At 61.9% G+C, this 25,022-nt stretch carries 26 protein-coding genes; 11 read left to right on the top strand and 15 right to left on the bottom strand.

Features of this window, described 5'->3' with window-relative positions:
- The first annotated feature begins 95 nt into the window (after nt 1-95).
- Complete coding sequence (gene cysK / locus ACST81_RS22350) at nt 96-1,064, top strand: cysteine synthase A (protein ID WP_438750675.1); 969 nt, start codon at nt 96-98, stop codon at nt 1,062-1,064.
- Nucleotides 1,065-1,704: 640 nt separating this feature from the next.
- Here cysK and ACST81_RS22345 read toward each other — a convergent pair.
- From ACST81_RS22345 to gcvA, 3 genes are all read right to left on the bottom strand, one after another.
- Complete coding sequence (locus ACST81_RS22345; RefSeq protein WP_438750674.1) at nt 1,705-3,237, bottom strand: YifB family Mg chelatase-like AAA ATPase; 1,533 nt, start codon at nt 3,235-3,237, stop codon at nt 1,705-1,707.
- Nucleotides 3,238-3,470: 233 nt separating this feature from the next.
- The gene (gene gshB, locus ACST81_RS22340; RefSeq protein ID WP_438750673.1) at nt 3,471-4,418 is read right to left on the bottom strand and encodes a glutathione synthase; all 948 of its coding nucleotides are present in this window, start codon (nt 4,416-4,418) and stop codon (nt 3,471-3,473) included.
- Between the two features lie 756 nt (nt 4,419-5,174).
- Entirely contained in the window at nt 5,175-6,062 is an 888-nt protein-coding gene (gene gcvA / locus ACST81_RS22335) for a transcriptional regulator GcvA (protein ID WP_438750671.1), read from the bottom strand.
- Between the two features lie 131 nt (nt 6,063-6,193).
- Here gcvA and ACST81_RS22330 point away from each other — a divergent pair, with 131 nt between their 5' ends.
- Nucleotides 6,194-6,898, top strand: coding sequence for an SDR family oxidoreductase (locus ACST81_RS22330; RefSeq protein WP_438750670.1), 705 nt, complete (start codon nt 6,194-6,196; stop codon nt 6,896-6,898).
- Nucleotides 6,899-7,350: 452 nt separating this feature from the next.
- Here the strand turns inward: ACST81_RS22330 and ACST81_RS22325 are convergent, their stop codons facing one another.
- From ACST81_RS22325 to ACST81_RS22280, 10 genes are all read right to left on the bottom strand, one after another.
- Complete coding sequence (locus ACST81_RS22325; protein WP_438750668.1) at nt 7,351-8,460, bottom strand: sn-glycerol-3-phosphate import ATP-binding protein UgpC; 1,110 nt, start codon at nt 8,458-8,460, stop codon at nt 7,351-7,353.
- Between the two features lie 11 nt (nt 8,461-8,471).
- The gene (ugpE, locus tag ACST81_RS22320; protein WP_438750667.1) at nt 8,472-9,314 is read right to left on the bottom strand and encodes a sn-glycerol-3-phosphate ABC transporter permease UgpE; all 843 of its coding nucleotides are present in this window, start codon (nt 9,312-9,314) and stop codon (nt 8,472-8,474) included.
- Nucleotides 9,315-9,325: 11 nt separating this feature from the next.
- Nucleotides 9,326-10,150: an ABC transporter permease subunit gene (locus tag ACST81_RS22315; protein ID WP_438753770.1), complete on the bottom strand. Its 825-nt coding sequence runs from the start codon at nt 10,148-10,150 to the stop codon at nt 9,326-9,328.
- Nucleotides 10,151-10,588: 438 nt separating this feature from the next.
- Complete coding sequence (locus ACST81_RS22310; protein ID WP_438750665.1) at nt 10,589-11,887, bottom strand: extracellular solute-binding protein; 1,299 nt, start codon at nt 11,885-11,887, stop codon at nt 10,589-10,591.
- Nucleotides 11,888-11,991: 104 nt separating this feature from the next.
- Nucleotides 11,992-12,360: a YraN family protein gene (locus ACST81_RS22305; RefSeq protein WP_438750663.1), complete on the bottom strand. Its 369-nt coding sequence runs from the start codon at nt 12,358-12,360 to the stop codon at nt 11,992-11,994.
- Nucleotides 12,350-13,279: a 16S rRNA (cytidine(1402)-2'-O)-methyltransferase gene (rsmI, locus tag ACST81_RS22300; RefSeq protein ID WP_438750662.1), complete on the bottom strand. Its 930-nt coding sequence runs from the start codon at nt 13,277-13,279 to the stop codon at nt 12,350-12,352. Before rsmI ends, ACST81_RS22305 begins: the two co-directional genes overlap by 11 nt.
- Nucleotides 13,280-13,365: 86 nt before the next feature.
- Complete coding sequence (gene arsC, locus ACST81_RS22295) at nt 13,366-13,821, bottom strand: arsenate reductase (glutaredoxin) (RefSeq protein ID WP_438750661.1); 456 nt, start codon at nt 13,819-13,821, stop codon at nt 13,366-13,368.
- Nucleotides 13,818-14,516 (bottom strand): aquaporin, encoded by a 699-nt coding sequence (locus ACST81_RS22290; RefSeq protein ID WP_438753769.1) that lies wholly within the window; start codon nt 14,514-14,516, stop codon nt 13,818-13,820. The genes arsC and ACST81_RS22290 overlap by 4 nt, the downstream gene beginning before the upstream one ends.
- Nucleotides 14,516-14,983: an arsenic resistance N-acetyltransferase ArsN2 gene (arsN2, locus tag ACST81_RS22285; RefSeq protein WP_438750660.1), complete on the bottom strand. Its 468-nt coding sequence runs from the start codon at nt 14,981-14,983 to the stop codon at nt 14,516-14,518. Before arsN2 ends, ACST81_RS22290 begins: the two co-directional genes overlap by 1 nt.
- Nucleotides 14,947-15,303 (bottom strand): ArsR/SmtB family transcription factor, encoded by a 357-nt coding sequence (locus ACST81_RS22280; RefSeq protein WP_438750658.1) that lies wholly within the window; start codon nt 15,301-15,303, stop codon nt 14,947-14,949. The genes arsN2 and ACST81_RS22280 overlap by 37 nt, the downstream gene beginning before the upstream one ends.
- A gap of 42 nt (nt 15,304-15,345) precedes the next feature.
- Between ACST81_RS22280 and ACST81_RS22275 the strand changes: the two genes are divergently transcribed.
- The 5 genes from ACST81_RS22275 to pyrF all read left to right on the top strand — a co-directional run bounded on the left by ACST81_RS22275 (nt 15,346) and on the right by pyrF (nt 19,702).
- Complete coding sequence (locus ACST81_RS22275; protein WP_438750657.1) at nt 15,346-15,870, top strand: DUF6428 family protein; 525 nt, start codon at nt 15,346-15,348, stop codon at nt 15,868-15,870.
- 293 nt (nt 15,871-16,163) lie between these two features.
- Entirely contained in the window at nt 16,164-17,282 is a 1,119-nt protein-coding gene (gene dnaN, locus ACST81_RS22270) for a DNA polymerase III subunit beta (RefSeq protein WP_438750655.1), read from the top strand.
- Nucleotides 17,283-17,811: 529 nt separating this feature from the next.
- Nucleotides 17,812-18,408: a phospholipid N-methyltransferase PmtA gene (gene pmtA / locus ACST81_RS22265; RefSeq protein WP_438750653.1), complete on the top strand. Its 597-nt coding sequence runs from the start codon at nt 17,812-17,814 to the stop codon at nt 18,406-18,408.
- Nucleotides 18,409-18,416: 8 nt separating this feature from the next.
- The gene (locus tag ACST81_RS22260) at nt 18,417-19,007 is read left to right on the top strand and encodes a histidine phosphatase family protein (RefSeq protein WP_438750652.1); all 591 of its coding nucleotides are present in this window, start codon (nt 18,417-18,419) and stop codon (nt 19,005-19,007) included.
- The gene (pyrF, locus tag ACST81_RS22255; protein ID WP_438750651.1) at nt 19,004-19,702 is read left to right on the top strand and encodes an orotidine-5'-phosphate decarboxylase; all 699 of its coding nucleotides are present in this window, start codon (nt 19,004-19,006) and stop codon (nt 19,700-19,702) included. The genes ACST81_RS22260 and pyrF overlap by 4 nt, the downstream gene beginning before the upstream one ends.
- An 86-nt stretch (nt 19,703-19,788) precedes the next feature.
- Here the strand turns inward: pyrF and ACST81_RS22250 are convergent, their stop codons facing one another.
- Nucleotides 19,789-20,751, bottom strand: coding sequence for an IS110 family transposase (locus ACST81_RS22250; protein WP_438749419.1), 963 nt, complete (start codon nt 20,749-20,751; stop codon nt 19,789-19,791).
- Nucleotides 20,752-21,272: 521 nt separating this feature from the next.
- Here ACST81_RS22250 and ACST81_RS22245 point away from each other — a divergent pair.
- From ACST81_RS22245 to ACST81_RS22235, 3 genes are all read left to right on the top strand, one after another.
- Nucleotides 21,273-21,560 carry a DUF1330 domain-containing protein gene (locus ACST81_RS22245; RefSeq protein WP_438750649.1) on the top strand — a complete coding sequence of 96 codons (288 nt, stop codon included), beginning with the start codon at nt 21,273-21,275 and terminating at the stop codon, nt 21,558-21,560.
- Nucleotides 21,561-21,681: 121 nt separating this feature from the next.
- The gene (locus tag ACST81_RS22240; RefSeq protein WP_438750648.1) at nt 21,682-22,662 is read left to right on the top strand and encodes a complex I NDUFA9 subunit family protein; all 981 of its coding nucleotides are present in this window, start codon (nt 21,682-21,684) and stop codon (nt 22,660-22,662) included.
- 250 nt (nt 22,663-22,912) lie between these two features.
- Entirely contained in the window at nt 22,913-23,071 is a 159-nt protein-coding gene (locus tag ACST81_RS22235) for a hypothetical protein (RefSeq protein WP_438750647.1), read from the top strand.
- 98 nt (nt 23,072-23,169) lie between these two features.
- Here ACST81_RS22235 and ACST81_RS22230 read toward each other — a convergent pair whose 3' ends face one another.
- Entirely contained in the window at nt 23,170-23,976 is an 807-nt protein-coding gene (locus ACST81_RS22230; protein WP_438750645.1) for an undecaprenyl-diphosphate phosphatase, read from the bottom strand.
- A gap of 179 nt (nt 23,977-24,155) precedes the next feature.
- Between ACST81_RS22230 and ACST81_RS22225 the strand changes: the two genes are divergently transcribed.
- Nucleotides 24,156-24,848 (top strand): glutathione S-transferase family protein, encoded by a 693-nt coding sequence (locus ACST81_RS22225; protein WP_438750644.1) that lies wholly within the window; start codon nt 24,156-24,158, stop codon nt 24,846-24,848.
- Nucleotides 24,849-25,022: the final 174 nt, after the last annotated feature.

Genomic DNA, 25,022 nt, shown 5'->3' with positions numbered 1-25,022 from the left:
TTTCCAATCCGGGCAGAGGCTCCGGCGGGAGAACTCTGGCAAGTCGGCCGCTTTGCCCCTATTGTTCCCGCAACTGAACGAAAAGGGAGAACACCATGTCAGAACAGCGCAAGCCCGGCCGCGGCCGCATCTATTCCTCGATCACCGAGACGATCGGCGATACCCCGATCGTGCGTCTGGACAAGTTGGCCAAGGAGAATGGCGTGAAGGCCAATCTCTTGGCCAAGCTCGAGTTCTTCAACCCGATCGCCTCCGTCAAGGACCGCATCGGCGTGGCGATGATCGAATCGCTGGAAGCGCAGGGCAAGATCACCCCCGGCAAGACGACGCTGGTCGAGCCGACCTCGGGCAATACCGGCATTGCGCTCGCCTTCGCCGCCGCCGCCAAGGGCTACAAGCTGATCCTCACCATGCCGGAGACCATGTCGGTCGAGCGCCGCAAGATGCTGGCGCTGCTCGGCGCCGAACTGGTGCTGACGGAAGGCCCGAAGGGCATGAAAGGCGCGATCGCCAAGGCCGAGGAACTGGCGGCTTCGCTGCCTGACGCGATCATCCCGCAGCAGTTCGAGAATCCGGCCAACCCGGAAATCCACCGCAAGACGACGGCCGAGGAAATCTGGAACGATACGGACGGCAGCATCGATATCCTCGTCTCCGGCATCGGCACAGGCGGCACGATCACCGGCGCCGGCCAGGTGCTGAAGGCGAAGAAATCGTCGATCAAGGTCGTCGCCGTCGAGCCGGTCGAATCCCCCGTCCTGTCCGGCGGCGCGCCCGGCCCGCACAAGATCCAGGGCATCGGCGCCGGCTTTGCCCCCGCCATCCTCGACACCAAGATCTATGACGAGGTCGTTACCGTCTCCAGCGCGGAATCAATCGAGACCGCCCGCCACGTCGCCCGCCTCGAAGGCGTCCCGGTCGGTATCTCCTCGGGTGCGGCCCTGGCGGCGGCGATCAAGGTCGGCCAGCGCCCGGAAAACGAAGGCAAGACCATCGTCGTCATCATCCCGTCCTTCGCCGAACGCTATTTGTCGACGGCTTTGTTCGAGGGGCTTGGCGGCTAAGGTTTTCCGGAGGGTTTGGGGCCCGGCTTTGGCTGGCTCTCGGGCTGTTGGCAAGGTGACGTTTTTGGCGCCGGCAGCGTGTTCCGGAAACAAAGCGATTGCCAAACACTCCGTCATGCCCGTGCTTGTCACGGGAATCCAGTCACCGCGCGTCTGCGCGGTGAGAGAGTCTTTTGACCCGACGGACGTCGGGTCGCTGGATCCTCGGGTCGAGCCCGAGGATGACGGAGGGTGGGGATGTCGCTTCGTCAAACCACCTGCTTGGGGTGGATGTCGATGCATTGAGCGTCGGGTTTGAAGGCTCTGATTCCGAGGCAGCAACCGGCGTCTCCCTCGCATCAATCGCGGTCGTGAATGCCTGCGGAAAGATCCCCTCCCCAACTCCTCCCCACAAGGGGGAGGGGCTTAACCTGCCGCACCGTTCGAGGCTGAAAACAGCAGGTGCGGCCGGTCTCTGCCGCCTTGTGAAAGAGATGGTCGACAGGCCGGAGGCGGTGTTTGCGACATATGCGATAGCCCTGCCATAAGGGAGAAAGGCTTAACCCGCCGCAATGTCCCTATAATCGTGTCAAAGAGCCGGAAATGCATCCGTCAACATGCTTCCGTCATCATAACCTCCCCGGCATCTCCGGGGAAATTGTCAGGCCGCCGCCGTCAGGCGTTCTCCGGCGATGCGATAGGAAATTGCCTCGGCCAGATGGATACGACCGACCGTCGGCTTCTCGTCGAGATCGGCAAGGGTGCGGGCGACTTTGAGGACGCGGTGATAGCCGCGCGCGGAGAATTTCATCTTTTCGGCGGCGTCGCGTAGCAATTGCAGGCCACCGGCATCGGGCTCGGCCATTTTTTCAATCATTGCCGTCGAGCAGCGGGCGTTGGATAGAACCTGTGGCGTGCCGAAAGCAATGAAGCGGTCCATCTGGATTTCGCGCGCCTTTGCCACCCGCCGTGCGACGACGGCGCTGGTTTCGGCGGGAGCCGGGCGGATGAGGTCGGCGGCGGTGACGGAGGGGACATCGATGCGGATATCGATCCGGTCCATCAGCGGGCCGGAAATCCGGCCCTGGTAATCGGAGACGCAGCGGGGCCCGCGGGCGCAGCTGTGGCCGGGCTCTCCCGCCATGCCGCAGCGGCAGGGATTCATGGCGGCGACCAGCTGGATGGCGGCGGGATAGGTGACGCGGTGATTGGCGCGGGCGATGATGCATTCGGCGGTTTCCAGCGGCTGGCGCAACGCGTCGAGCACCTGCGGTGTGAATTCCGGGAACTCGTCGAGAAACAGAACGCCGTTGTGCGCGAGCGACGCCTCGCCGGGCTTGGCGCGCATGCCGCCGCCGATCATCGCGGCCATGGTGGCGGAATGGTGCGGCGTGCGGAAGGGGCGACGATCCGACAGCTTGCCGCCGGCGAGTTGTCCGGCGATCGAGTGGATCATCGAGACCTCCAGCAGTTCCGATGGCGACAGCGGCGGCAGGATGGAGGGCAGGCGGGAAGCCAGCATCGACTTGCCTGAACCGGGAGGGCCGACCATCAGCAGGTTATGATTGCCTGCGGCGGCGACTTCCAGCGCCCGCTTGGCGCTTTCCTGCCCCTTGATGTCGGCGAGATCGGGCATGTTGGCGGCATTGGCGCGCACCGAGGCTTCCGGCCGCGACAGGACCTGCGTGCCACGGAAATGATTGGCGAGCGCGATCAGGCTGCGCGGCGCGAGAATGTCGATCTCGGAGCCGGCCCAGGCGGCTTCCGGACCGCTGTCGGCCGGGCAGATCAGGCCCTTGCCGAGCCCGTTGGCGCCGATAGCGGCGGGAAGCGCCCCGGCCACAGTGGCGATCGTGCCATCCAGATTGAGCTCGCCGATCACCACGTAGCCATCCAGCGCATCGCCGGGAATGGCACCGAGTGCCGCCATCAGGCCGAGCGCGATGGGGAGGTCGAAATGACTGCCTTCTTTCGGAAGATCGGCAGGCGCGAGATTGATGGTGACCTTCTTGGCCGGCAATGACAGGCCGGAAGCATGCAGGGCCGCCTGGACCCGCTCGCGGCTTTCGGCCACCGCCTTGTCCGGCAGGCCGACGATCTGCATGCCGACCTTGCCCGGCGCGACCATGACCTGAACATCGACCGGAACGCCTTCAATGCCCTGAAATGCAACCGTACTGACACGTGCGACCATGATTGCCCCTCTTGACCGCGCGACGGATGAACAACCCGCCGCCACAACCTTCATCGGTTGTGGCGGGAAATCTGGCACGAATACCGGAATAAAACAAGAACAATCATCGAACGGATTCGATGAATGCAATCGCGATGGTTGAGGCCGGTTGTATTGTGCGAACGAAGCGGAACAACCGTGAACATCCGGAGCGCGAAACGGGTTGTATCACGCTTCGGGCGAGGAGTTGCTGGTCAGGCGCGCTTGCGTTCGATCGCGTCCCAGAGACGTGCGGCGATATCGGCGCCGCCGAATTTCTTCACTTCGCGAATGCCGGTCGGCGAGGTGACGTTGATTTCGGTCATCACGTCGCCGATCACGTCGATGCCGACGAGCAGGAAACCGCGTTCGCGCAAGGCGGGGCCGATGCGGGCGCAGATTTCCTTTTCGCGCGACGTCAGTTCCGTCGGCATCGGGGTGCCGCCGGCATGCATGTTGGAGCGGGCATCGTGTTCGGCGGGCACGCGGTTGATCGCACCGACCGGCTCGCCATCGACGAGGATGATCCGCTTGTCGCCCTTGCGCACCGCCGGCAGGTATTCCTGGGCGATGAAGGGTTCGCGGAACATCTGGCCGAACATTTCGAGAAGCGACGACATGTTGCGGTCATCACGGGTCGAGTGAAACACGCCGGCGCCGCCATTGCCGTAGAGCGGTTTCAGGATGATGTCGCCCATCTCGGCGCGAAAGCTTGCGATTTCGGCGGGATCACGGGTGATCAGCGTCTTCGGCATCAGGTCGGGAAATTCGGTGACGAAGATCTTTTCCGGCGAATTGCGCACCCAGGCCGGATCGTTGACCACAAGCGTCTTGGGATGGATGCGCTCGAGCAGATGCGTCGAGGTGATGTAGGCCATGTCGAAGGGCGGATCCTGGCGCAGCAGCACGACATCCATGGTCGACAGGTCGATGCGCTCGGCGTCGCCCAGCGTGTAATGGTCACCCTTGACGTCGCGCAATTCCATCGGCTGGACGGTGGCATAAACCTTGCCATCGCGCAGCGACAGCTGGTTGGGTGTGTAATGGAACAGCCTGTAGCCGCGCGCCTGTGCTTCGAGGCTCATGGCGAAGGTACTGTCGCCGGCGATGGTGATGCCGGAGACATGATCCATCTGGACCGCGACATTGGTGATCTTCGCCATGGGTGGGTTTCCTGTTGATCGTGGGCGTCATGGTGGGCAGGCCGTTGTATAGCAACCGGGTCGGCGGGAGCCTACAGATTTCTATCCACGCCAAGATCGAATGCGGAACGATTTTTCCTTTGGATATACAAGGCAAGCACAGGTGCTCACGCGGCGCGATGCGCCCGTGGTTTGAAAACTCGGCCGGAACACATCGTGTGCCTGGTGAGTAGAAAAACAGATGACACGCGATGTGCCCCGTTTCGGTGTCTTTTGCCGCGCTTCTCAGGTTCTTCTGCGCTTCCAGGTGTCAGATGGAAGCCTCCAATGCCCCGGCCCGCTGCTTATCCGCTGGGCCTTTCAATCTGGCGGGGTTGGCCCTGGACCCTTGGACGGCAGAACCGTCCGGCGGCGTGAACCGCCCGTGGCGTGGCTACCCGGCACGCCCGGTTCATTCACGAACCGGAGGAGAACCGCCTTTCACGCAGCCCCGGGGATCTTGCGCGCGTTCCGCCAGACCATCCGGGCACCGGCCCCGCCTCGCCGGCAACGCAAACCGGTGTATCCGTGACGGGACGAGGTCATGATGGCACGGGTGAAGGGGGCGGGGATTTTGGCGCGTGGCCGAAATCCCCTCACCGACAAAATCTAACATTGAGCCTTTGGCTAAGGTGCTGTTTTTGTGTCCTCTGCCGCCGGGAGAGAGGCGGAGATGCCGAATCTTCAGGCTAAATCACGTCCCCGCTTTCAGGCGGGAATATAGGTCAGGCGGATCGCCTAACGTGATTCAGCAGGCCTCGCCTCGCTCAGGACCCAATCGACCAACGTCGTCAGTTCGGCCGATTTCCGGTAGCGCGGCCAAACGAGGTAGAAGTCGGAGGGGCTCCTGAGCGACCCTTCGATGGCTTGCACCAGGCGGCCGCCCTGAAGGTCGCCGGAGACGAAGTCGTGGTTGGCGAGCACGATGCCCTGACCAGCGATGGCGGCCTCGATGGCGTGGGAGGTCTGGTTGAAGCTGATGCCCTTGAAGGCGGTGTCGGACTTGCCGATGTGCTGCTCGATGAATTCCGGCCAGAAATTATGGGCGTCATGCAGCAGCGTATAGTCTTCCAGCTGTCGTGGCGTGCGTGGCCGGTCCCGCTGTTCGAGCAGCAGCGGGCTGCAGACGGCGATGATCTCCTGTTCGAACAGCAGTTCGGCTGCAAGCCCCGGACCGAACGGCGGGCGGCCATACCGAACGGCGAGATCGACGCCGTCGGCCTGGAAATTCGACATGCGTTCGGTTGCCTGGATATGCAGGTCGAGTTCGGGATAATGCCGTGTCAACTCCGGCAGCCGGGGGATCAGCCATTTCGAGGCGAAAGTTGGCGTCGTGCTGACGGTGAGCTTGACCGGCTGGGGTTTCAGGTTTTCGGTGGCCGACGATAGGATTTCGAAGGCACGTCTGATGTCGGCGCCGTAACCGCGCCCGACGCCGGTGAGGGCCAGCGTGCGCGGCAGCCGCTCGAAGAGCTGGACGCCGAGTTCCGCCTCCAGCCGGCGGATCTGTTGCGCTACGGCCGCCTGCGTGACGTCGAGCTCTTCGGCCGCCAAGCGAAAGTTGAGATGGCGTGCGGAGGTTTCGAACGCCTTCAGGCCGTTGAGCGAGGGGAGCTTGCCGAGCATGGCGGTTGATCCAGAAGATTTTCTATTGGTAAATCGCATGAGAACTATTTCGATATTGGACGGCTTCGGTGATATTTCAAGCCACACAATAGACGGCTCTTTGAGGCCATGACCACGGGAAGGATGAGACGATGACGATGGAAAAGGTAGCGATTGTAACGGCGGGCGGCAGCGGCATGGGGGCGGAAAGCGCGCGGCGCTTAGCGGCCGACGGTTTCAAGGTGGCCATCCTGTCCTCCTCCGGAAAGGGCGAGGCGCTGGCGCAGGAACTCGGTGGCATCGGCATCACCGGCTCCAACCAGTCGAATGACGACCTGCAGCGGCTGGTGGACACGACGGTGGAGAAATGGGGCCGTATCGACGTGCTGGTCAATAGCGCCGGCCATGGACCGCGCAAGCAGATCCTCGAACTGACCGACGACGACTGGAAGGCCGGTCTCGATGTCTATTTCCTCAACGCCGTGCGCCCGACGCGTCTCGTCACCCCGATCATGCAGAAGCAGAAGTCCGGCGTCATCATCAATATCTCGACCGCCTGGGCCTTCGAGCCATCGGCCATGTTCCCGACTTCGGCGGTGGCCCGCGCCGGCCTTGCCTCCTTCACCAAGATTTTCGCCGACACCTATGCGGCCGAAAACATCCGCATGAACAACGTCCTGCCCGGCTGGATCGACAGCCTGCCCGCCACCGACGAACGCCGGGATGGCGTGCCGATGCAGCGCTACGGCACCAGCGCCGAGATCGCGGCGACCGTCGCGTTCCTTGCCTCGGAGGGTGCGGCCTATATCACCGGCCAGAATATCCGCGTCGATGGCGGTATTACGCGTTCGATTTGAGCGGGTAATGTGTTTGCCCGGATGCTCCGGAGAGGTTTCGGAGCGACCATTATCTCTCGCCGCGCAACGTCGTCTCTGGGCTGTAAATCATCCCCTTGGCCATAATACTGGCTCGGCTGGGGGCGAGAGACGAGGGATCATTCCATCCACTCCGTCATCCTGTGCTCGTCACAGGAATCCAGTCACGCGATGTCCATCGCGTGAAAAAGCCTCTCGCCGCGCAGACGCGCGGCGGCTGGATCCCCGCCACGAGGGCGAGGATGAGGGAGAGTGGGGATGCCTCGTTCTCAAACAATCGGCTGAGGAGTTTGTCAGCAGTCTGAAATTATAGAGAAATTCACTATGCTTTTTATAGATACCTAGCAGCCCTCGCGACGCATCAATTTTCCAGTTTTGTCGGCCCTAAAACCGGCTCGGAAGAAAACTCCACCACCGAGGCCCTGCGTTCGGAGCTATCCCGTAACAACCTCCATCACCTCCGCCACCTCGCGCTTGCCGTTCGCAGCACCCCGCATCAGCCGCTTGCCCGTCGTCGTGTCGAAGAAGTGCAGCCGCGACGGGGCGATGGTGAGCGCGATCGTGTCGGTGAGGTCGATTTCCGGGGAGAGGGCGGCGGTGAGTGGCTTGCCGTCGATCATGCCGTGGACGAGGCGCTGGGCGCCGAGTTCCTCGACATAGCCGATCTTGAGGGTGAGCGCCTGTTCGCCGGGGTTGGCGAGGCGCAGGTCTTCGGCGCGAATGCCGACAGTAAGGTCGGTCGGGAGCGACGAGAGGCGGTCGGCCTCAATGATCTGCGAACCGAGATGCAGGCGGTTGCCATCGCGTGTGCCGCGCAAAAGGTTCATGGCGGGCGAGCCGATGAAGCTAGCGACGAAGGTCGAGGCCGGTTTGTGGTAGACGTCGAGCGGTCGGCCGATCTGTTCGATCTCGCCGCCGTTGAGGACCACGAGGCGGTCGGCCAGCGTCATGGCTTCCAGCTGGTCGTGGGTGACGTAGAGCGAGGTCGTGCCGAGGCGCTTTTGCAACTGCTTGATCTCGCCGCGCATCGAGACGCGCAGTTTGGCGTCGAGGTTGGAGAGCGGCTCGTCGAACAGGAAAGCGGCGGGTTTGCGGACGATGGCGCGGCCCATGGCGACACGCTGGCGCTGGCCGCCGGAAAGCGCCCGTGGCTTGCGGGTAAGATACTGCTCGATCTCCAGCATGCGGGCGGCTTCCGTCACGCGGGCGTCGATCTCGGCCTTCGGCGTGCCGCGGTTTTTGAGACCATAGGCGAGGTTGTTGTAGACGGTCATGTGCGGGTAGAGCGCATAGTTCTGAAAGACCATGGCGATGTCGCGCTCGGCGGGCTCGACATCGTTGACGATGCGGTCGCCGATTTCGACAGTGCCTTTGGAGATGGTTTCGAGACCGGCAACCATGCGCAGCAACGTGGACTTGCCGCAGCCGGAAGGGCCGACGAGCACGATGAACTCGCCGTCGGCGATGTCGATCGACACGGATTTCACCGCCTCGACGCCGCCGGCATAGATCTTAGAAACATTGGTGATGTTGATCGCTGACATCGGGCGTTCCTTTACTTGTCGCTTTCCGTGAGGCCCTTGATGAACCAGCGCTGGAAGATCATGACCATCATCACAGGCGGCAGCATGGCGAGGATCGCCAGGGCAAAGGCCTCGTTGTAATCGGGAGTGTTGGAGCCGACCCAGACAAGCAGGATCTGCTTGATGCCGCGAACGAGGGTGAAGAAGCTCTCGTCGGTGGTCATCAGCGTCGGCCAGAGATACTGGTTCCAGCCATAGACGAACATGATGATGAAGATCGCCGCCATCATCGTCTTCGACAAAGGCACGATGACGTCGATGAAGAACTTGAAGGGGCCGGCGCCATCAATGCGGGCGGCTTCGAGCAGTTCGTCGGGGATCGATTTGAAGAACTGGCGGAAATAGAAAGTGCCGGTGGCGGACGCCAGAAGTGGCACGATCAGGCCGGTATAGGTGTTGGTCAGCTTCAGCGCATTCATCACCTCGTAGGACGGCAGGATGCGCACTTCGAGCGGCAGCAGGAGGGTGGTGAAGATCATCCAGAAGGTGATGGTCGCGAAGCGGAAGCGGAAATAGACCAGCGCATAGGCCGCCAGCATCGACAGAATGATCTTGCCGGCGGCAAAGCCGAGGCCGAGGATCAGCGAGTTCATCATCATCCGAAGACCGGTGATCTTTCCGGTGAAGCCGCCTTCCCTGGTCAGGACCTTGGTGTAGGTCTCGACGAAATGGCCGCCGGGCAGGAGGGATAGGCCATTGCGATGGATGTCGGCAGCCTCGTGGCTGGAGGTCATCAAGGCGACGACCAGCGGGCCGACCATGACGAAGACGCCCATCAGCAGGATGAAATGATCGAAGAGTTTGACGCGCTGCATGGCTCCGCCCCTCAGTTGTAGTGGACGCGCCGCTCGATGAAGCGGAACTGGAAGATGGTCAGCACGAAGACGATGATCATCAGGATGACCGACTGGGCCGAGGACCCGCCGAGGTCATTGCCGCGGAAGCCGTCCATATAGACCTTGTAGACCAGCGTGATCGGGTTGTTGGCGGCCTTGTCCTTCACCATCACGTCGATGACGCCGAAGGTGTCGAACAGGGCGTAGGTGGTGTTGATGATCAGGAGGAAGAAGGCGGTCGGGGCGAGCAGCGGCAGGGTGACGGTCCAGAAGCGGCGGAAGCCGGAGCGACAGTCCATCAGCGCGGCCTCGCGCACGGAGACGGGGATGCCTTGCAGGCCGGAGAGGAAGAAGATGAAGTTGTATGGGATCTGCTTCCAGACGGAAACGATGACCATCGCGGCGGCCGTGTCGTTGTAGTTCAGCCCGACCTTCATGTCCCAGCCGAGCAGGCCGGCGAATTTGACCAGTGGGCCGATGTGCTGGTCGAACAGCATCATGCCCATGAGGCCGGCGACCGGCGGGGCGATGGCGTAGACCCAGATCAGCAGTGTCTTGTAGGTGGCATTACCGCGGATGATGCCGTCTGCCTTGACGGCGAGCGGCAGGCCGATGGCCAGCGAAAAGAAGGTGACGGCGGCGGTAAAGACGGCGGTGAAGCGGGCGATGCCGAGATATTCGCCGGATTTCAGCACGTCTGTATAGTTGCTCATGCCGACGAAGGCGGAGCCGAAGCCGAAGGGGTCTTCCAGGTAGAAGGATGACTGGATCGCCTGCACCGAAGGCCAATAGAAGAAGATGACGATGATCGCCATCTGCGGGGCGAGGAAGAGATAGGGCAGAAGGGGCGAGGAGAACTGCACGCGCTTGGCGGCGCTGTCTTCCGGCGGCCTGGTGGGGGATTTGCGCAAGCCGAACAGACGCGAAAACCCGCCGGCGGCGGGAGCGGCGAGTGTCGCGGACATGGCCGAAGATGAGGGCGTGTTCGTCATGGACGGACTTTCAAGATTTGAAATACACAGGGCGGCGAGGCCTGCCCCTCACCCTAGCCCTCTCCCCGCAGGCGGGGAGAAGGGATGACGGAGTTTGCCGCTTGTCCCTTCTCCCCGTCGTGACGGGGAGAAGGTGGCCGACAGGCCGGATGAGGGGCGCTCCCTCCCCCTTGTGGGGAGGGTTGGGGAGGGGATTTTTAAGAAAGAACCCCTCCCGGCCCTTTGGGCCACCCTCCCCACAAGGGGGAGGGAAAGATCAGATCAACCAGCCGTCTTGGCAAACCTGGCGAGAAGTTCGTTGCCTTCCTTCTCGATCGTGTCGAAGGCGTCCTTGACGGAGACTTCGCCGGCGAAGATGCGGCCGTATTCGCGTTCCATGATTTCGCGGATCTGCGGGTAGAAGCCGAGGCGGTAGCCCTTCGACCATTCGCCGGCCGGCAGCAGGAGCTGCTGGATGCCGACTTCGGCAGCCGGCTTTTCCTTGTAGTAGCCCTGGCTCTTGGCAAGCTCATAGGCAGCCTTGGTGATCGCGACATAACCGGTGGCTTCATGGTAGAAGACCTGGATTTCCGGCGAGGTCAGGAACTGGAAGAAGTCGGCAACGCACTTGTTTTCTTCGTCCGACTTGCCGGACATGGCAAACAGGGCAGCGCCGCCGATGAAGGAGGAGGTTCCAGCACCCTTGATCGAACCCCAGTATGGCAGGAAGGTTGCAGAGAACGGCATTTGTGCCGTCTTCTGCAGGCCGCCGAACGAGCCCGACGAACCGATCCACAGAGCCGCCTTGTTTTCCTCGAACATCTTCTGGTTATCGTTCCAGCCGGCACCGTAATAGGCGAAATAGCCTTCGTCGGCCCAGGCCTTCAGCTTGTCGAACATCATGATGAGGTTCGGGTCGGTGACCTTCAGCTGGGTGTCGACGACGCTGTTATAACCGTTGTTGTTGGAAGCGAACTGGATGTTGTTGCGCGAGAAGAAGTTCTCGGTGAACTGCCAGGTCAGCTGCGACTGGACGAGCGGAATGAAGCCGGCTTCCTTGAGCTTCGGAGCGGCGGCTTCGAACTCTTCCCAGGTCTTCGGGGCGTCGACGCCGGCCTTTTTCAGGGCTTCGTCGTTGATGTACATGATCGGGGCCGAGGAATTGAACGGCATGCCGACGAACTTGCCGTCGCTGTCGGCGTAGAAATAGCGCACGCCATCGATGAAGGCGTTGCGGTCGAACGTGTAGCCGGCGTTGTTGATCAGGTCTTCAGCCGGGATGACGGCGCCCTTGGCATTGATGATCGTTGCCGCACCGGCATCGAAAACCTGCAGGATGTTCGGCTGTTCGCCCGAACGGAAGGCGGCGATGCCGGAAGCCAGCGCCTCTTCATAGGTGCCCTTGGAAACCGGGGTCAGCGCACAAGCGGTCTGCGCGGCGTTGAACTTCTGGGCGATCTCGTTGATGACTTCGCCGTTGCGGCCGGCCATGCCGTGCCACCAGGTAATGTTGGTCGCGGCAAACGAGGAGGTGGCGGAGAAAGCCAGCGCGAGGCCGGTCATCGTGAATTTCCTGATCATGGCAGTTCCTTTCACCAGGGTTAAGGTTAGGAACCGGCTAAAGCCCTTTCATGACGTCCGGATAACGTTTTTGTGTCGGAACGATTACAGTGATGCACAGCTGTTCAAAAAGCATCCGGCAAATGGACGGGCCAGCGCCAGGGCGTCACGGAGATGATGTCGTAGCGGATTGAAAGGCGTGCGGAATCCCTTTGTTTGGTGAGCCAGACGTCACTTGCGGCACGGATGCGGCGTTGTGCAAAATCGGAAACCGCAAACACGGAATCGTCCAGCGAGCGGCGGGCTTTCACCTCGATGCAGGCGATCAGATTGCCCTTGCGTGCAATGATGTCGATTTCACCCAGTTTCGTGCGGTAGCGGAAGGCGACGATGCGATAGCCTTTGAAAAACAGGAAGAGAGCAGCGCGATATTCGGCGAACGATCCGCGCCGAACCGCCCTCAGTCTATTCCTGTCGGGCGCCTCACGCGTCATCCCGATCCTTCAGTTCGAGCAGCCGGTCGTAGAGATTCTTGCGGTTGAGGCCTGTCTGTTTCGCGGCCTCGGTCGCCGCCTTGCCGGTCGACATATCCTTGACGAGTTTGAGCAGGATGGCATCGACATCCTCGGCCTCCGGGGCTGCCGGTGCGTCCGGCGGACCGATCACCAGCACGATCTCACCCTTGACGGTGGCGCCCTCATCGTAAAACGCCTTGAGTTCGGCAAGCGTCCCCCGGCGGAACTCTTCGAAGGTTTTCGTCAGTTCACGGCAGACGGTGGCGCGGCGCTCCGGCCCGAGCACGTCATGGGCAGCGGTGATCGTTGCTGCGATCCGGTGCGGGGATTCGAAGAACATCAGGGTTGCGGGGATCGCCGCCAGTTCGGCAAAGCGGTCGCGGCGGGCCTTGTCCTTGGAGGGGAGGAAGCCGGCAAAGAGAAAGGCATCGTTGGGAAGCCCGGAGCCGACAAGTGCCGCCAGTGGAGCCGAGGCGCCGGGGATGGGCACGACACGATGCCCGGCTTCGATGGCGAGCTGGCCGAGACGATAGCCGGGATCCGACACCAGCGGCGTGCCGGCATCGGACACCAGCGCCACAGACTTGCCTTCGTCCAGCGCCGCCAGAAGCTTCGGCCCGACCTCGTTGGAATTGTATTCGTGATAGGCATAGGGCCGATTGACGATGCCGTAGCGATCGAGCAGGACACGGGTCACGCGCGTGTCTTCGCAGGCGAGAACATCGGCGCCGGCCAGCGTTTCCAGTGCCCTGAGCGTTATATCGGAGAGATTGCCGATCGGGGTGGCGACCAGGTAGAGCGCCGGCTCCAGCGGACGGGCGGGGACGACCGTGTTGTGGACACGGTAGGTCTTTTGCCGTTCGGCCGTTCCCTGTTCGCCGTCTGCCTGATGTTCCACGATATGTTTTTCCCGATGCGTTGCTGGCCTTTATGGGCGAGGGAAGGTGTGGGGGCAAGGGCGGTCACCGAAACTCGGCACAGCACTCATCTGGACTGTCGTTTTTCCCGTGAGCCCACCCGCTTGCCGACGGCATCCAACACCCGCTCGCCATCTTCCTTGATGAATTCCGAGGTGAACATCTCGGCCGAGATGATGTCGAGCACGACTTCGGAGGGGCGGGACAGGCGGGTGCCGAGCGGCGTCATCACAAAGGGCCGGTTGATCAGGATCGGGTGTTCCAGCATGGCGTCAAGAAGCTGGTCGTCGCTCACCGCCGGATTGTCGAGGCCAAGCTCGGCATAGGGCGTTCCCTTCTCGCGAATGGCGTCGCGGACCGTCAGTCCGGCGTCGGTGATCATCTTCGCAAGCTCCGGTTTCGTCGGCGGCGTCTGAATATATTCGATGACAACAGGCTCGATCCCGGCATGCCGGATCAGGGCGAGCGTGTTACGGGAGGTGCCGCATTGCGGATTGTGATAGATCGTGATGGGGAAGGTCATTCTGCACCCTCGGGATTGGCGGTTAGCGGAAGGCGGGACGGTTCGGTCAGCAGCCAGCCGGCGATGGTGGCGGCCAGCAGCGCGCCGGCGATTTCCGAAACGATGAAGCCGGGAAGATCGATGGGGCGGATGCCGGAGAAGGTGTTGGTGAGCGCGCGCGCAACGGCGACCGCCGGGTTGGCGAAGGATGTCGAGGCCGTGAACCAGTATGCGGCGGTGATGTAAAGGCCGACGAGCCACGGGATCGCGTCACCGCGAAAGCGCAGTCCACAGAGGATCGTCAGCGCCAGGCCGAAGGTGGCGACCACTTCGGCGGTCCACTGGCCTGTTCCCAGCCGCGCCGTCTGCGAGATCTGCAGGATCGGAAGATCGAACATCGCATGCGCCAGCCAGGTGCCGGCGATGCCGCCCGCGACCTGCGCGAAAACATAGAACAGCGCCTCACGGGAGCCGATCTCTCGCCTGGCGGCAAAGACCATGGTGACGACGGGATTGAAATGCGCGCCGGAGATCGGCCCCAGAAGCGTGATCAGGACGACGAGGATCGCGCCGGTCGGGATGGTATTGCCCAGCAGCGAGACGGCTGTGTCATCCGATAGCCTGTCGGCCATGATGCCGGATCCGACGACGGTTGCGACGAGAATGGCCGTTCCGATCGCTTCGGCGAACAGGCGGCGGCCGAGGCTGAAGACCATCATGACGCTAGGTCCATCATCATGAGAATGGCGGATACCGGACAGATGGAGGCGGCTTGCCGGGTTTGAAGAATTGCGTCGGGAGCAGCGGCGCGATCGATCACCGTGAAGCCAATTCTTTCGAAGAAGGGGGCTGCCGACGTCGTCAGGAGAAAAGCCCGCGCCGCGCCGCCTGCGCGGGCCTGATCCAGCACGCCGCGTGTAATCACGTGGCCGACGCCTTGGCCCCGGACATGCGGATCGACGACGATGGATCGCAGGAGCACATCCGTCCCTGCCGTTTCAAAGCCACCGAAACCGCGCGCCACACCGCCCCTGGTGGCCGCAAAGAACGCACGCCCGGCATCCAATAGATCGTCGGTCGGAAGCCCAGCGGCTTCCAACATACGCTTGAGGGCGGGATTATTTCCGGAAACTGGTTCGAACTCTATCACCGGGTTTTCTCCGTGATCGCCGGCGCGCAGCAAATATTAGCGGCGCTGATCGGTGCGCAGATTTCCGGGTGGCCGGCGCAGCAGTCCTCCATCAGGAACCGCACCAGCGCGCCGAGCGTATCGTAGCTTGCGGTGTAGATGATCGAGCGCGATGCCCGCTGCTGGCTGACCAGCCCGGCCTGTTCGAGCGCCTTGAGGTGGAAGCTGACATTGGTCGCGGAAACACCGACCGCCTCGGCGACCGAGCCGGCGGCCAGGCCTTCCGGCCCGGCGATCACGAGGGTGCAGACAATTCGCAGCCGGGTTTCCTGCGAGAGCGCGCCGAAGGCGGAGAGGGCTTGACGTTCATCCATATTTCAATAATCCTAAAAATGTCAAAATAAGGATTAGCGCAAATGGCGACACTCGACAATACTCAATCCGCAGCCGACGACATCGATCTCGGCTTCCTGCTGGCGGTGCTGGACGCCAGCCCGGATGCGCCCTTGGTCTTTTCCTATGACGGCGCCGATATCCGGCCGGGCTACCACATCACCGAGGTCAAGGCCGGGCACTTCTCCGCGCTCGATTGCGGCGCCAATCCGGAGGCCTGGTCGGAGATTTTCGTGCAGTTGTGGGATATCGAGGAAGGTGATCGAACTCATATGCCCGCCCGCAAATTCGCGGCCATCGTTCGCAAGGTCGCCGAACACGTGGCGCTTGATGGCTCGGCGCGGCTGACATTCGAGGTCTCCGATGGCATCGCCCCGATGCAACTCCACAAGGCGTCGTCACCGGTGCTGCGCGGCGGTGTCCTTCATGTCGACCTCGGACCGCGACCGGCAAGCTGCAAGCCGCGCGACCGTTGGCTGGCGGAAACGGTCAGGCAGGCATCTTCCTGCTGCGGGCCGGCTGCCGCAGGGGCGAAGTGTTGCGCGTGATATTTTGAGGCCTTGAGCTTGGAGGTGACAAGCCTGCGGAGTTGCCCCTCATCCGCCCTTCGGGCACCTTCTCCCCGCTCGCGGGGAGAAGGTATATGCCGAAGCTTCAAGGGATAATGGGGATGATCCGCCCCATCCCGCCTACAATCGTCCCGACTCATCCGCGATAGCGCTTGATTTTCGCGACCTCTTTCTGCCATTTTGCCCGTCCACATCTTTGCTGCCTTCTGGGCGGTCGAATACGTCAAGGCCGGGAGCCCTGTTTCCGGCACGGGTTGAAAGCGGTAGCATCCATGCGCATTACTCTCGAGCGGTCCAATCTCCTGAAGTCGCTGAACCACGTCCATCGCGTGGTCGAGCGTCGCAACACCATTCCGATCCTCTCGAACGTGCTTTTGCGCGCCGATGGCGCCAGCCTCGACATGAAGGCGACCGACCTCGATCTGGAAATCACCGAGGCGACGCCCGCCCAGGTCGAGACGCCCGGCGCGACGACGGTTCCGGCGCACCTGCTCTATGATATCGTCCGCAAGCTGCCCGACGGCTCGGAAGTGGCGCTGGCCACCAATGCCGAGGGAACGGCGATGACGGTCCAGTCCGGCCGCTCGAAATTCTCGCTGCAATGCCTGCCGCAGTCGGACTTCCCGGACCTGACGGCCGGAGCCTTTACCCATACGTTCAAGATGAAGGCGACGGACCTGAAGATGCTGATCGATCGCACCCAGTTCGCGATCTCGACGGAAGAGACCCGCTATTACCTGAACGGCATCTATATCCACACGATCGAGAGCAAGGGCCAGCTGAAGCTGCGCGCGGTCGCGACCGACGGCCATCGTCTCGCCCGCGCCGATCTCGAAGCGCCGTCGGGTTCCGAAGGCATGCCGGGCATCATTATTCCACGCAAGACCGTCAGCGAGTTGCAGAAGCTGGTCGACAATCCCGATGTCGTCGTCACCGTCGAGGTGTCGGACGCCAAAATCCGGCTCACCATCGGCTCGATCGTCATGACCTCGAAGCTGATCGACGGCACCTTCCCGGATTACCAGCGTGTCATCCCGGCCAACAACGACAAGGAGTTGAAGATCGACTGCCAGTCCTTCGCGCAGGCCGTCGACCGCGTTTCGACGATTTCCTCCGAGCGTGGCCGCGCGGTGAAGCTGGCGCTGAGCGACGGCCAGCTGACACTGACCGTCAACAATCCGGATTCGGGCAGTGCGACGGAAGAACTGCCGGTCGGCTATGACAGCGACCCGCTGGAAATCGGCTTCAATGCCAAATATCTGCTCGACATCACCGCCCAGCTGTCCGGCACCGATGCCGTGTTCATGCTGGCCGATGCCGGCTCGCCGACGCTGGTGCGTGACATGGCGGGAGACGATGCGCTCTATGTGCTGATGCCGATGCGGGTTTAGGACGCGTATTGCGGCAACGAAAATGGGACGGACGTGATCCGGCCGAAATAGCTGACAAAGTCTTTTCCTGACGACTTTGAAGATCACTTGGGACACTCGGCGATTACCATCCTATCCGTCATTCCCGTGCTCGTCACAGGAATCCAGTAAGCTCAAGTCCTTAAGCTGAAAGAGTCTTTTGACCCGACAGACGTCGGGTCGCTGGATACCCGCCACAAGGGCGGGCATGACGGAGAGTGGGGAGCGGCTTTCGTCAAACAGCCGCTTTCAGGTTTGTCAGCAGGCTGGAGGCCGGACTTGATCCGGTCTTTTTTGTATAGGAATTGTCGAAAAAACGAAATGCGGTGCCGGGAGTGTGGGCGTGCGAGGATTGGCAAGCTTCCTGTTGGCAGCAACAATTTATGGCGCGAAATGACTTGTTTTTGTCGCATCGGACGACACATAATCATTTCGTAATGGAGGGTGCTGCGTTGCAACAGGCAGACATGATGTGCTGCCCGCAACGCAGGCGAGGTTGCTGGAGATCCGCATGAATTTTCGTCTGAAAGAGCGTCTTGGCAAGAAATTCGATGAGGAAATCCGTTTCTTCAAAGGATGGAAGAGCAACATGAAGGCGGTCGGCTCGATCGTGCCGACATCCGGCTTTACCGCCCGCAGGATGGCCAGCGTCGTCAATCCGTATTCGGGCCTGCCGGTCCTCGAACTCGGCCCCGGCACCGGCGTCATCACCAAGGCGATCCTGCAGAAGGGCGTTCAGCCGGAAAACCTTGTTTCCGTCGAGTTCTCCACCGATTTCTACCAGCATCTCGTGAAGACCTATCCCGGCGTCGAGTTCATCAATGGTGATGCCTTCGATCTCGACACGACGCTCGGTCTGCGCCGCGACCAGAAATTCGACTGTGTCATCTCCGCCGTGCCGCTTCTCAATTTTCCCATGCATGTGCGCGTATCGCTGATCGAAGACCTGCTGTCGCGCATACCCGTCGGGCGACCGGTCATCCAGATCTCCTATGGCCCGCTGTCGCCGGTCGTGGCCATGCCCGATCGTTACCAGATCGCGCATTACGATTTCATGGTGCGCAACATTCCCCCGGCCCAGCTCTGGGTCTATCGCAAGACGCACTGAGCCTTTCCGTGTTCGGGGTCTATATCACCCATCCGCAGGTCCGCATCGATCCGAGCGTGCCGGTGCCGCGCTGGGGTCTGTCGGAGATTGGTGCCGCCCGGGCTGAACAGGCGGCGCGCTGCGAGTGGGCGGCAGAGTTGAAGCGCATCCTGTCCAGCGACGAGACCAAGGCGCTGGAAACCGCCGCGATCCTGGCGCAAGCAAGTGGTTGCGATGTCGAGGTGCTGGAACATTCCGGTGAAAACGACCGCTCGGCGACCGGCTTTCTCGTTCCCGAGGAATTCGAAAAGGCTGCCAACTGGTTCTTTGCCCATCCGCAGGAGAGTTTCCACGGATGGGAGCGGGCCATCGATGCGCAACAGCGTATCGTGTCTGCGGTTTCTTCCGTGCTCGACAAGCATGATCCGCTACAACCGATCGCGTTCGTCGGCCATGGCGGCGTCGGCACCCTGCTGAAATGCCATCTGGCCGGCCGGCCGATCGCGCGCAGCCAGGACCAGCCGGCCGGCGGCGGCAATCTGTTCGCATTTTCCCTTGCGGACCGGTCCCTTGCATGCGACTGGACCGCCATGGAGTTCTGGCAAGGATGGCAACAATGACTGCGACCGCGCGCGACCGGCTGATCGTCGGCCTTGATCTTCCCACTATCGGCGAGGCCGAATCCATCGTCAAAGCACTGGGCAATGACGCGCTGTTCTACAAGATCGGCTACCAACTGGTCTTTGCCGGCGGCCTGGAACTTGCTCGCGACCTCGCCAGGGACGGCAAGAAGGTCTTCCTCGACATGAAGCTGCTCGATATCGACAACACGGTTGCCAAGGGCGTCGAGAATATCGTCAAGATGGGCATGTCGATGCTGACGCTTCATGCCTATCCGAAAGCCATGAAGGCGGCGGTCGAGGCGGCGAAGGGCTCGGATCTCTGCCTGCTCGGCGTGACGGTGCTGACCTCGATGGACGAACAGGACGTCATCGACGCCGGTTATGAATATGATCCGCACACGCTGGTGCTGCGCCGCGCCGAACAGGCGCGCAATGCCGGCATGGGCGGCATCGTCTGCTCGGCCGAGGAATCGGCGGCCGTGCGCAAGATCGTCGGTGCGGACATGGCGATCGTCACGCCCGGCATCCGCCCGGCCGGTAGCGACAGGGGCGACCAGAAGCGGGTGATGACACCTGCCGCCGCGCTGAATGCAGGCTCGAGCCATCTCGTTGTCGGACGCCCGATCGTCAAGGCCAACGATCCGAAGGCTGCCGCTCGCGTCATTCTCGACGAGATGAGCGGTGCGCTCTGATCAGGCGCTCAGGCCGCTGACAAACGCATTTTCCGATGATTCTGCAGGTCATTTTGGAAGTCCTGCGGCTGCCATCCTCTCCCTCATCAAGTCAGTCGTGCATCGGCGGCTTCATATTCCTTGAGCCTTGCATTTGCGATGACGACGATGTGTCGCATGAGGGCGCCGAGGGCTGTCATCTTTGATTTTCCCGCGGCCAGGAGGCGTCGGTATATGACGGCGAGGTGGCTTTTGCTGTGGCTTGCGGCCATGGCGGCGGTGAAGAGCAGCGGGCGGAGCTGGCGGCGCCCGCCGGTGGCAAATCGCCGTCCTTTATAGGTGCCGCTGTCGCGGGGATGCGGCGCACAGCCGGCGAGACTTGCGGCCTGCCTGCGGTCGATCCGGCCGAGTTCGGGCATGAGGGCGAGCAGGACGGGAGCGATCACCTTTCCGATGCCTGGGACACCGCGCAGGATCGCCTGACGCTCCTTCATCCGGCGGTTGCCGCTGACGGTCGCCTCGATCTGCCGGTCGATGGCATCGATGCGCCGCTTGATCTCGGCGACATGCCCGGCGATTTCGCGCGCGATCGGCTTGTTGCGCGGCGCCTTCAGCCGGTTTTCTTCCTGCACCCGCATGGCAACGAGGTCGGCCCGGCGTGCGACCAAAAGCTTCATGCGCGCGTCCTGTGGCTCCGGCGCCTGGAAGCGCGGCAGCGATTTTGCCCGCAGGAGGCCGTATTCGGCGATATGGCGGGCATCGATCGGGTCGGTCTTGGCCATCGTGCCGCAAGAGCGGATGAAGGCCTTCACCCGCGCGGCATCGGCGCGGTGGGCCGGGATGGCCAGGCTCTCCAGAACGCGCAGCAGTTCGTCTTCGTAACCGCCGGTCGCCTCGCAGATGGCAAGCATGCCGGTGCGTCCGGCATAGGGCTTCAGAGCCGCCTTCAGAGCAGCTGTCGTGTTGGAGACGGTGAGAGTTTTCAAGGTGCGGCTGTCGAAAAGGGTGACGGTATCCTTGGCGACATCACAGCCGAGGGTGGACTGGATTTCATCGGCATTCGCGATCATGATGGGGCTCCATGCTTGGCATTGTCTGCGGGCGCGGTGAAAACCGGCCCATTCAAGTCAACAAGCGATGCGAAGCTGGTGCGCTCACGGCCCAGGATGAGGCCGGTCGTCAAGACCTATTCCTGTTCGGGCGCGTGACCGCATCATGCCCGGGGTGGCCACCCCGGGCATGATCCAGCTTCACCCCATTAAAGCATGATTCAGACAGACAATTCCTGTGCTTGTCACAGGAATCCAGTCAGCTCAAGTCATTGAGATGGAAAGAGTCTTTTGACCCGACGGACGTCGGGTCGCTGGATCCCCGCCACGAGGGCGAGGATGACGGAGAATGGGGTGCAATCTTCATCCAATAAGCCGGTTTGAGCATCGTCAGCAGCCTGGATGTTCAGTCGCCATTGCCGTTGATCCTGTCATTCGGAACGAGCGACGGTCCACCACCGAGCAAGCCCGCTTGACCGGCCAAATGATTTGGCGGAAGAAGCGGGAACAGAGCCGGATTGCAACGAACAAAGGAGACGATCATGGCCAAGGGATACTGGATCGCACGGGTCGATGTGCGCGACACCGAGCGTTACAAGGACTATGTTGCGGCGGCAAAGCCGGCCTTTGAAAAATACGGGGCCAGCTTCCTTGCCCGGGGCGGGGCTTTTCACCGTCTCGAGGGCGATGTGCGGGCGCGCAATGTCGTGATTGAGTTCCCCTCGCTGCAGGCGGCCGTCCATTGCTACAACTCGCCGGAATACCAGATCGCCGCCGCCATCCGCCAGGAAGTGGCGGATGCGGAAATGGTCGTCGTCGAAGGTATCTGACGATCATTTGCGGCTGCGGCGGAAAGCGGCAGCAAAGCCGGCGCTATAAGCCTTCACCTCGCCCGGTGATTGGGCTATGTAGCTCACATATATCTTGCAGAACATCAGGAGTGCCTGCGCCATGACCTTGTCCAACCTCCCGCCGCTCGTCACCGTTTTCGGCGGCTCCGGATTTGTCGGCCGTCATGTCGTACGGGCGCTCGCCAAGCGCGGCTATCGCATCCGCGTCGCCGTCCGCCGCCCGGATCTCGCCGGTTTCCTTCAGCCGCTCGGCAATGTCGGGCAGATTTCCTTCGTCCAGGCCAACCTGCGTTATCGCAAGTCGGTGGATGCGGCGGTGCAGGGCGCCGATCACGTCGTCAATTGCGTCGGCATCCTGTTCGAGGCTGGCCGCAACACATTCGACGCCGTTCAGGATTTTGGCGCGCGCGCGGTGGCGGAAGCGACGCGAGGCGTCGGCGCGACGCTCACCCATGTCTCGGCGCTTGGCGCCGATGTGAACTCCGAATCGGTTTACGCCCGCAGCAAGGGCCGCGCAGAAAAGGCCATCCTCGATATCGTTCCGGATGCGGTGATCTTGCGTCCGTCGATCGTGTTCGGTCCGGAAGATGGCTTCTTCAACAAGTTCGCGGAAATGTCGCGCTTCTCGCCGGTCCTGCCGCTGGTCGGCGGCGGCAACACGGCGTTCCAGCCGATCTATGTCACGGATGTCGCCGAAGCGGTCGTTCGCTCCGTCGAAGGCAAGGTCGCGCGCGGCAGGATCTATGAGCTTGGCGGCCCGGACGTACTGACCTTCAAGGACTGTCTCGAGATCATGATGAAGGTCATCGACCGCAAGCGCATGCTCCTGCCGCTACCCTTCGGCATCGCCTCGATGATCGGCTCCGTCGTCTCGATGATCCCGCTGATCACGCCGCCGCTGACGGTCGACCAGGTCACGCTCCTGAAGACCGACAATGTCGTTTCCGGTGCCGCGCAGTCGGAAGGCCGCACGCTGAAGGCCTTTGGCATCGATGGCACGTCGGTCGAATCCGTGCTGCCGTCCTACATGGTCCGCTACCGTCCGCAGGGTCAGTACAGCCGCTCCGGCAGCGCCGCCTGAGGACGATTTTCATCCCTTTGCATCGGGTTGCAATCACGACCGCCGGCCTCCACCGGCGGTTTCTTTTTGTTCGGTTTGAAAAAGCGTTGCGTTTCTGCCTCACTTAAAAAAGCGATTGGCATTTACCGTCGATTCAACATGTCTCGATATTGATAACGACGGTGCCAGCGCCTAGACAGCAGCCGCGCCGCATCGTTCGGTTGAGAGACCGGCCGGCGCCATCACATTCATCTTGAGAGGCACTTTTTTCATGGGTAAATCGATCGCGATTTTCTTTGCGTGCGCGGCACTTGTCGTTCTGGCCGGGTCGTTCGCCGCACCGAAGACGGTTGCCAGCAATCACAGTTGCACGCCGGCCTATGGCGTCGATCCCTGCACGACCGCGTCGATCGGATCGCTCGACAAGTAAGATATTGCGCCTCGTCAATCGGGGCGGCTTTCCCTTATGGCGGGGGCCAGGAACCGCGTGCATCCTTTCAACGGGACGCGCGCGGTTTTTTATTGCGCTCAGCCGACCAGCCAGAGGCCGATTAGGCCCGCCGTGCCGACGAGGATGCGCCAGATGGCGAAGGGAGCAAAGCCGCGGGTCGAGACGAAGTTCAGCAACGAGCGCACCACGAACAGGGCGGATACGAAGGCCGCGATGAAGCCGACGGCGATCAGCGAGACGTCGTCGAAACTCAAGGCATCACGGTTCTTGTAGAGATCGAGCGTGAAGGCGCCGAGCATGGTGGGCATGGCGAGGAAGAAGGAGAACTCGGCGGCAGAACGCTTGTCGGTTCCCATCAAAAGCGCGCCGGCGATGGTGGCGCCGGAGCGCGACGTGCCGGGGATCATCGCCAGGCACTGGAAAAGACCGATCTTCAGCGCCAGCGAGGGTGGATAATCCATGACGTCGCGATAGATAGGCTTCAGAGGCATGCGATCGATCGCATAGAGGATGATGCCGCCGATGATGAGGACGATGCAGATCAGCATCGGCGTTTCGAACAGCACGCTCTTGATGAAGTCATGGGCGATGGCGCCGATCACGGCGGCCGGCAGGAAGGCGATGAGGACCGAGAGCACGAAGCCCCGCGCCTTGGCGCTGGACGGCAAGGCAAAAGCGATCGACAGCAGCCGCTGGAAATAGACGAGCAGGATAGCCAGGATCGCACCAAGCTGAATCAGAACGGCGAATGTGTTGCCGGGCGACTTGAAGCCGAGGAAATGGCCGGCGAGCAGAACATGGGCGGTCGATGATACCGGGATGAACTCCGTCAGGCCTTCGATGAGGCCAAGGATAAGCGCACTGATGATCGATTGATCGGCCATGAAATTAAGTATCCCTGAAGCATTGGAGGTTAGGGTCTGGGACCATCGAAGGGCGTTGGCTGATTCGCTTGTGTTCGCGGCAGCAAATTCCTATAGCTTTTTCAAACGCGTCGTGGCCAGACGAAACCTGTGCGACAAACCCGTTCCCTCCCAAACGAATTGACGAAAACCGATATCCGATGCCGACACTCTATCACCACCCCATGTCTACAGCGTCCCGGTTCGTACGCCTGATCCTGTCGGAATACGGCTATCAGACGGAACTGGCCGAGGAGCAGCCGTGGGAGAAGCGGCGCGATTTCCTGACCCTCAACCCCGCCGGTACGCTGCCCGTCTATGTCGATGACAGCATGCGCGCGCTCTGTGGCGCGACGGTGATTTCCGAATATCTCGACGAGACCAATGGCGTGCTGAAGCGCGACCGCCGGCTTCTGGCGGAAGATCCTTTCCAGCGCGCGGAAATCCGCCGGCTGGCCGAGTGGTTCCTGCAGAAGATGGAGGCCGACGTGACGCGGCCGCTGGTGCGCGAGCGCATCTTCAAGCTGCAGATGACGCCGGACCAGGGCGGCGGCGCGCCGGATTCGAAGATGCTGCGCACTTCGCGTTCGAACATTCGCCAGCATCTGAAATATCTCGGCTGGCTTGCCGGCTCGCGCACCTATCTGGCCGGCGACCGGCTGTCCTATGCCGATCTTGCCGCCGCCGCAGCGATCTCCGTGCTGGATTATCTCGGCGAGATCGACTGGTCGGAAGTGCCCTCCGTCAAGGACTGGTACCAGCGGCTGAAGTCGCGCCCGTCCTTCCGTCCGCTCTTGGCCGAGCGCGTGCGCGGCGTGACGCCGGTGTCTCATTACGCCGATCTGGATTTCTGATCGTTATCCTTGGTAAAGTCCCCTCCCCAACCCCTCCCCACAAGGGGGAGGGGCTTAGCCTGCCGCCCTATCCGATGATGAAAACAGCGGGCAGCGGCTGGGTTTCTCCCCCCTTGTGGGGGAGATGGCCGACAGGCCAGAGGGGTCTTTACGCCATCGGCTATATTCCTGCGC

It is taken from the genome of Pararhizobium sp. O133, assembly GCF_051669845.1.
In the GTDB taxonomy this organism is placed as follows: Bacteria; Pseudomonadota; Alphaproteobacteria; order Rhizobiales; family Rhizobiaceae; genus Pararhizobium.
This window is presented reverse-complemented; position numbering and strand designations above follow the sequence as displayed.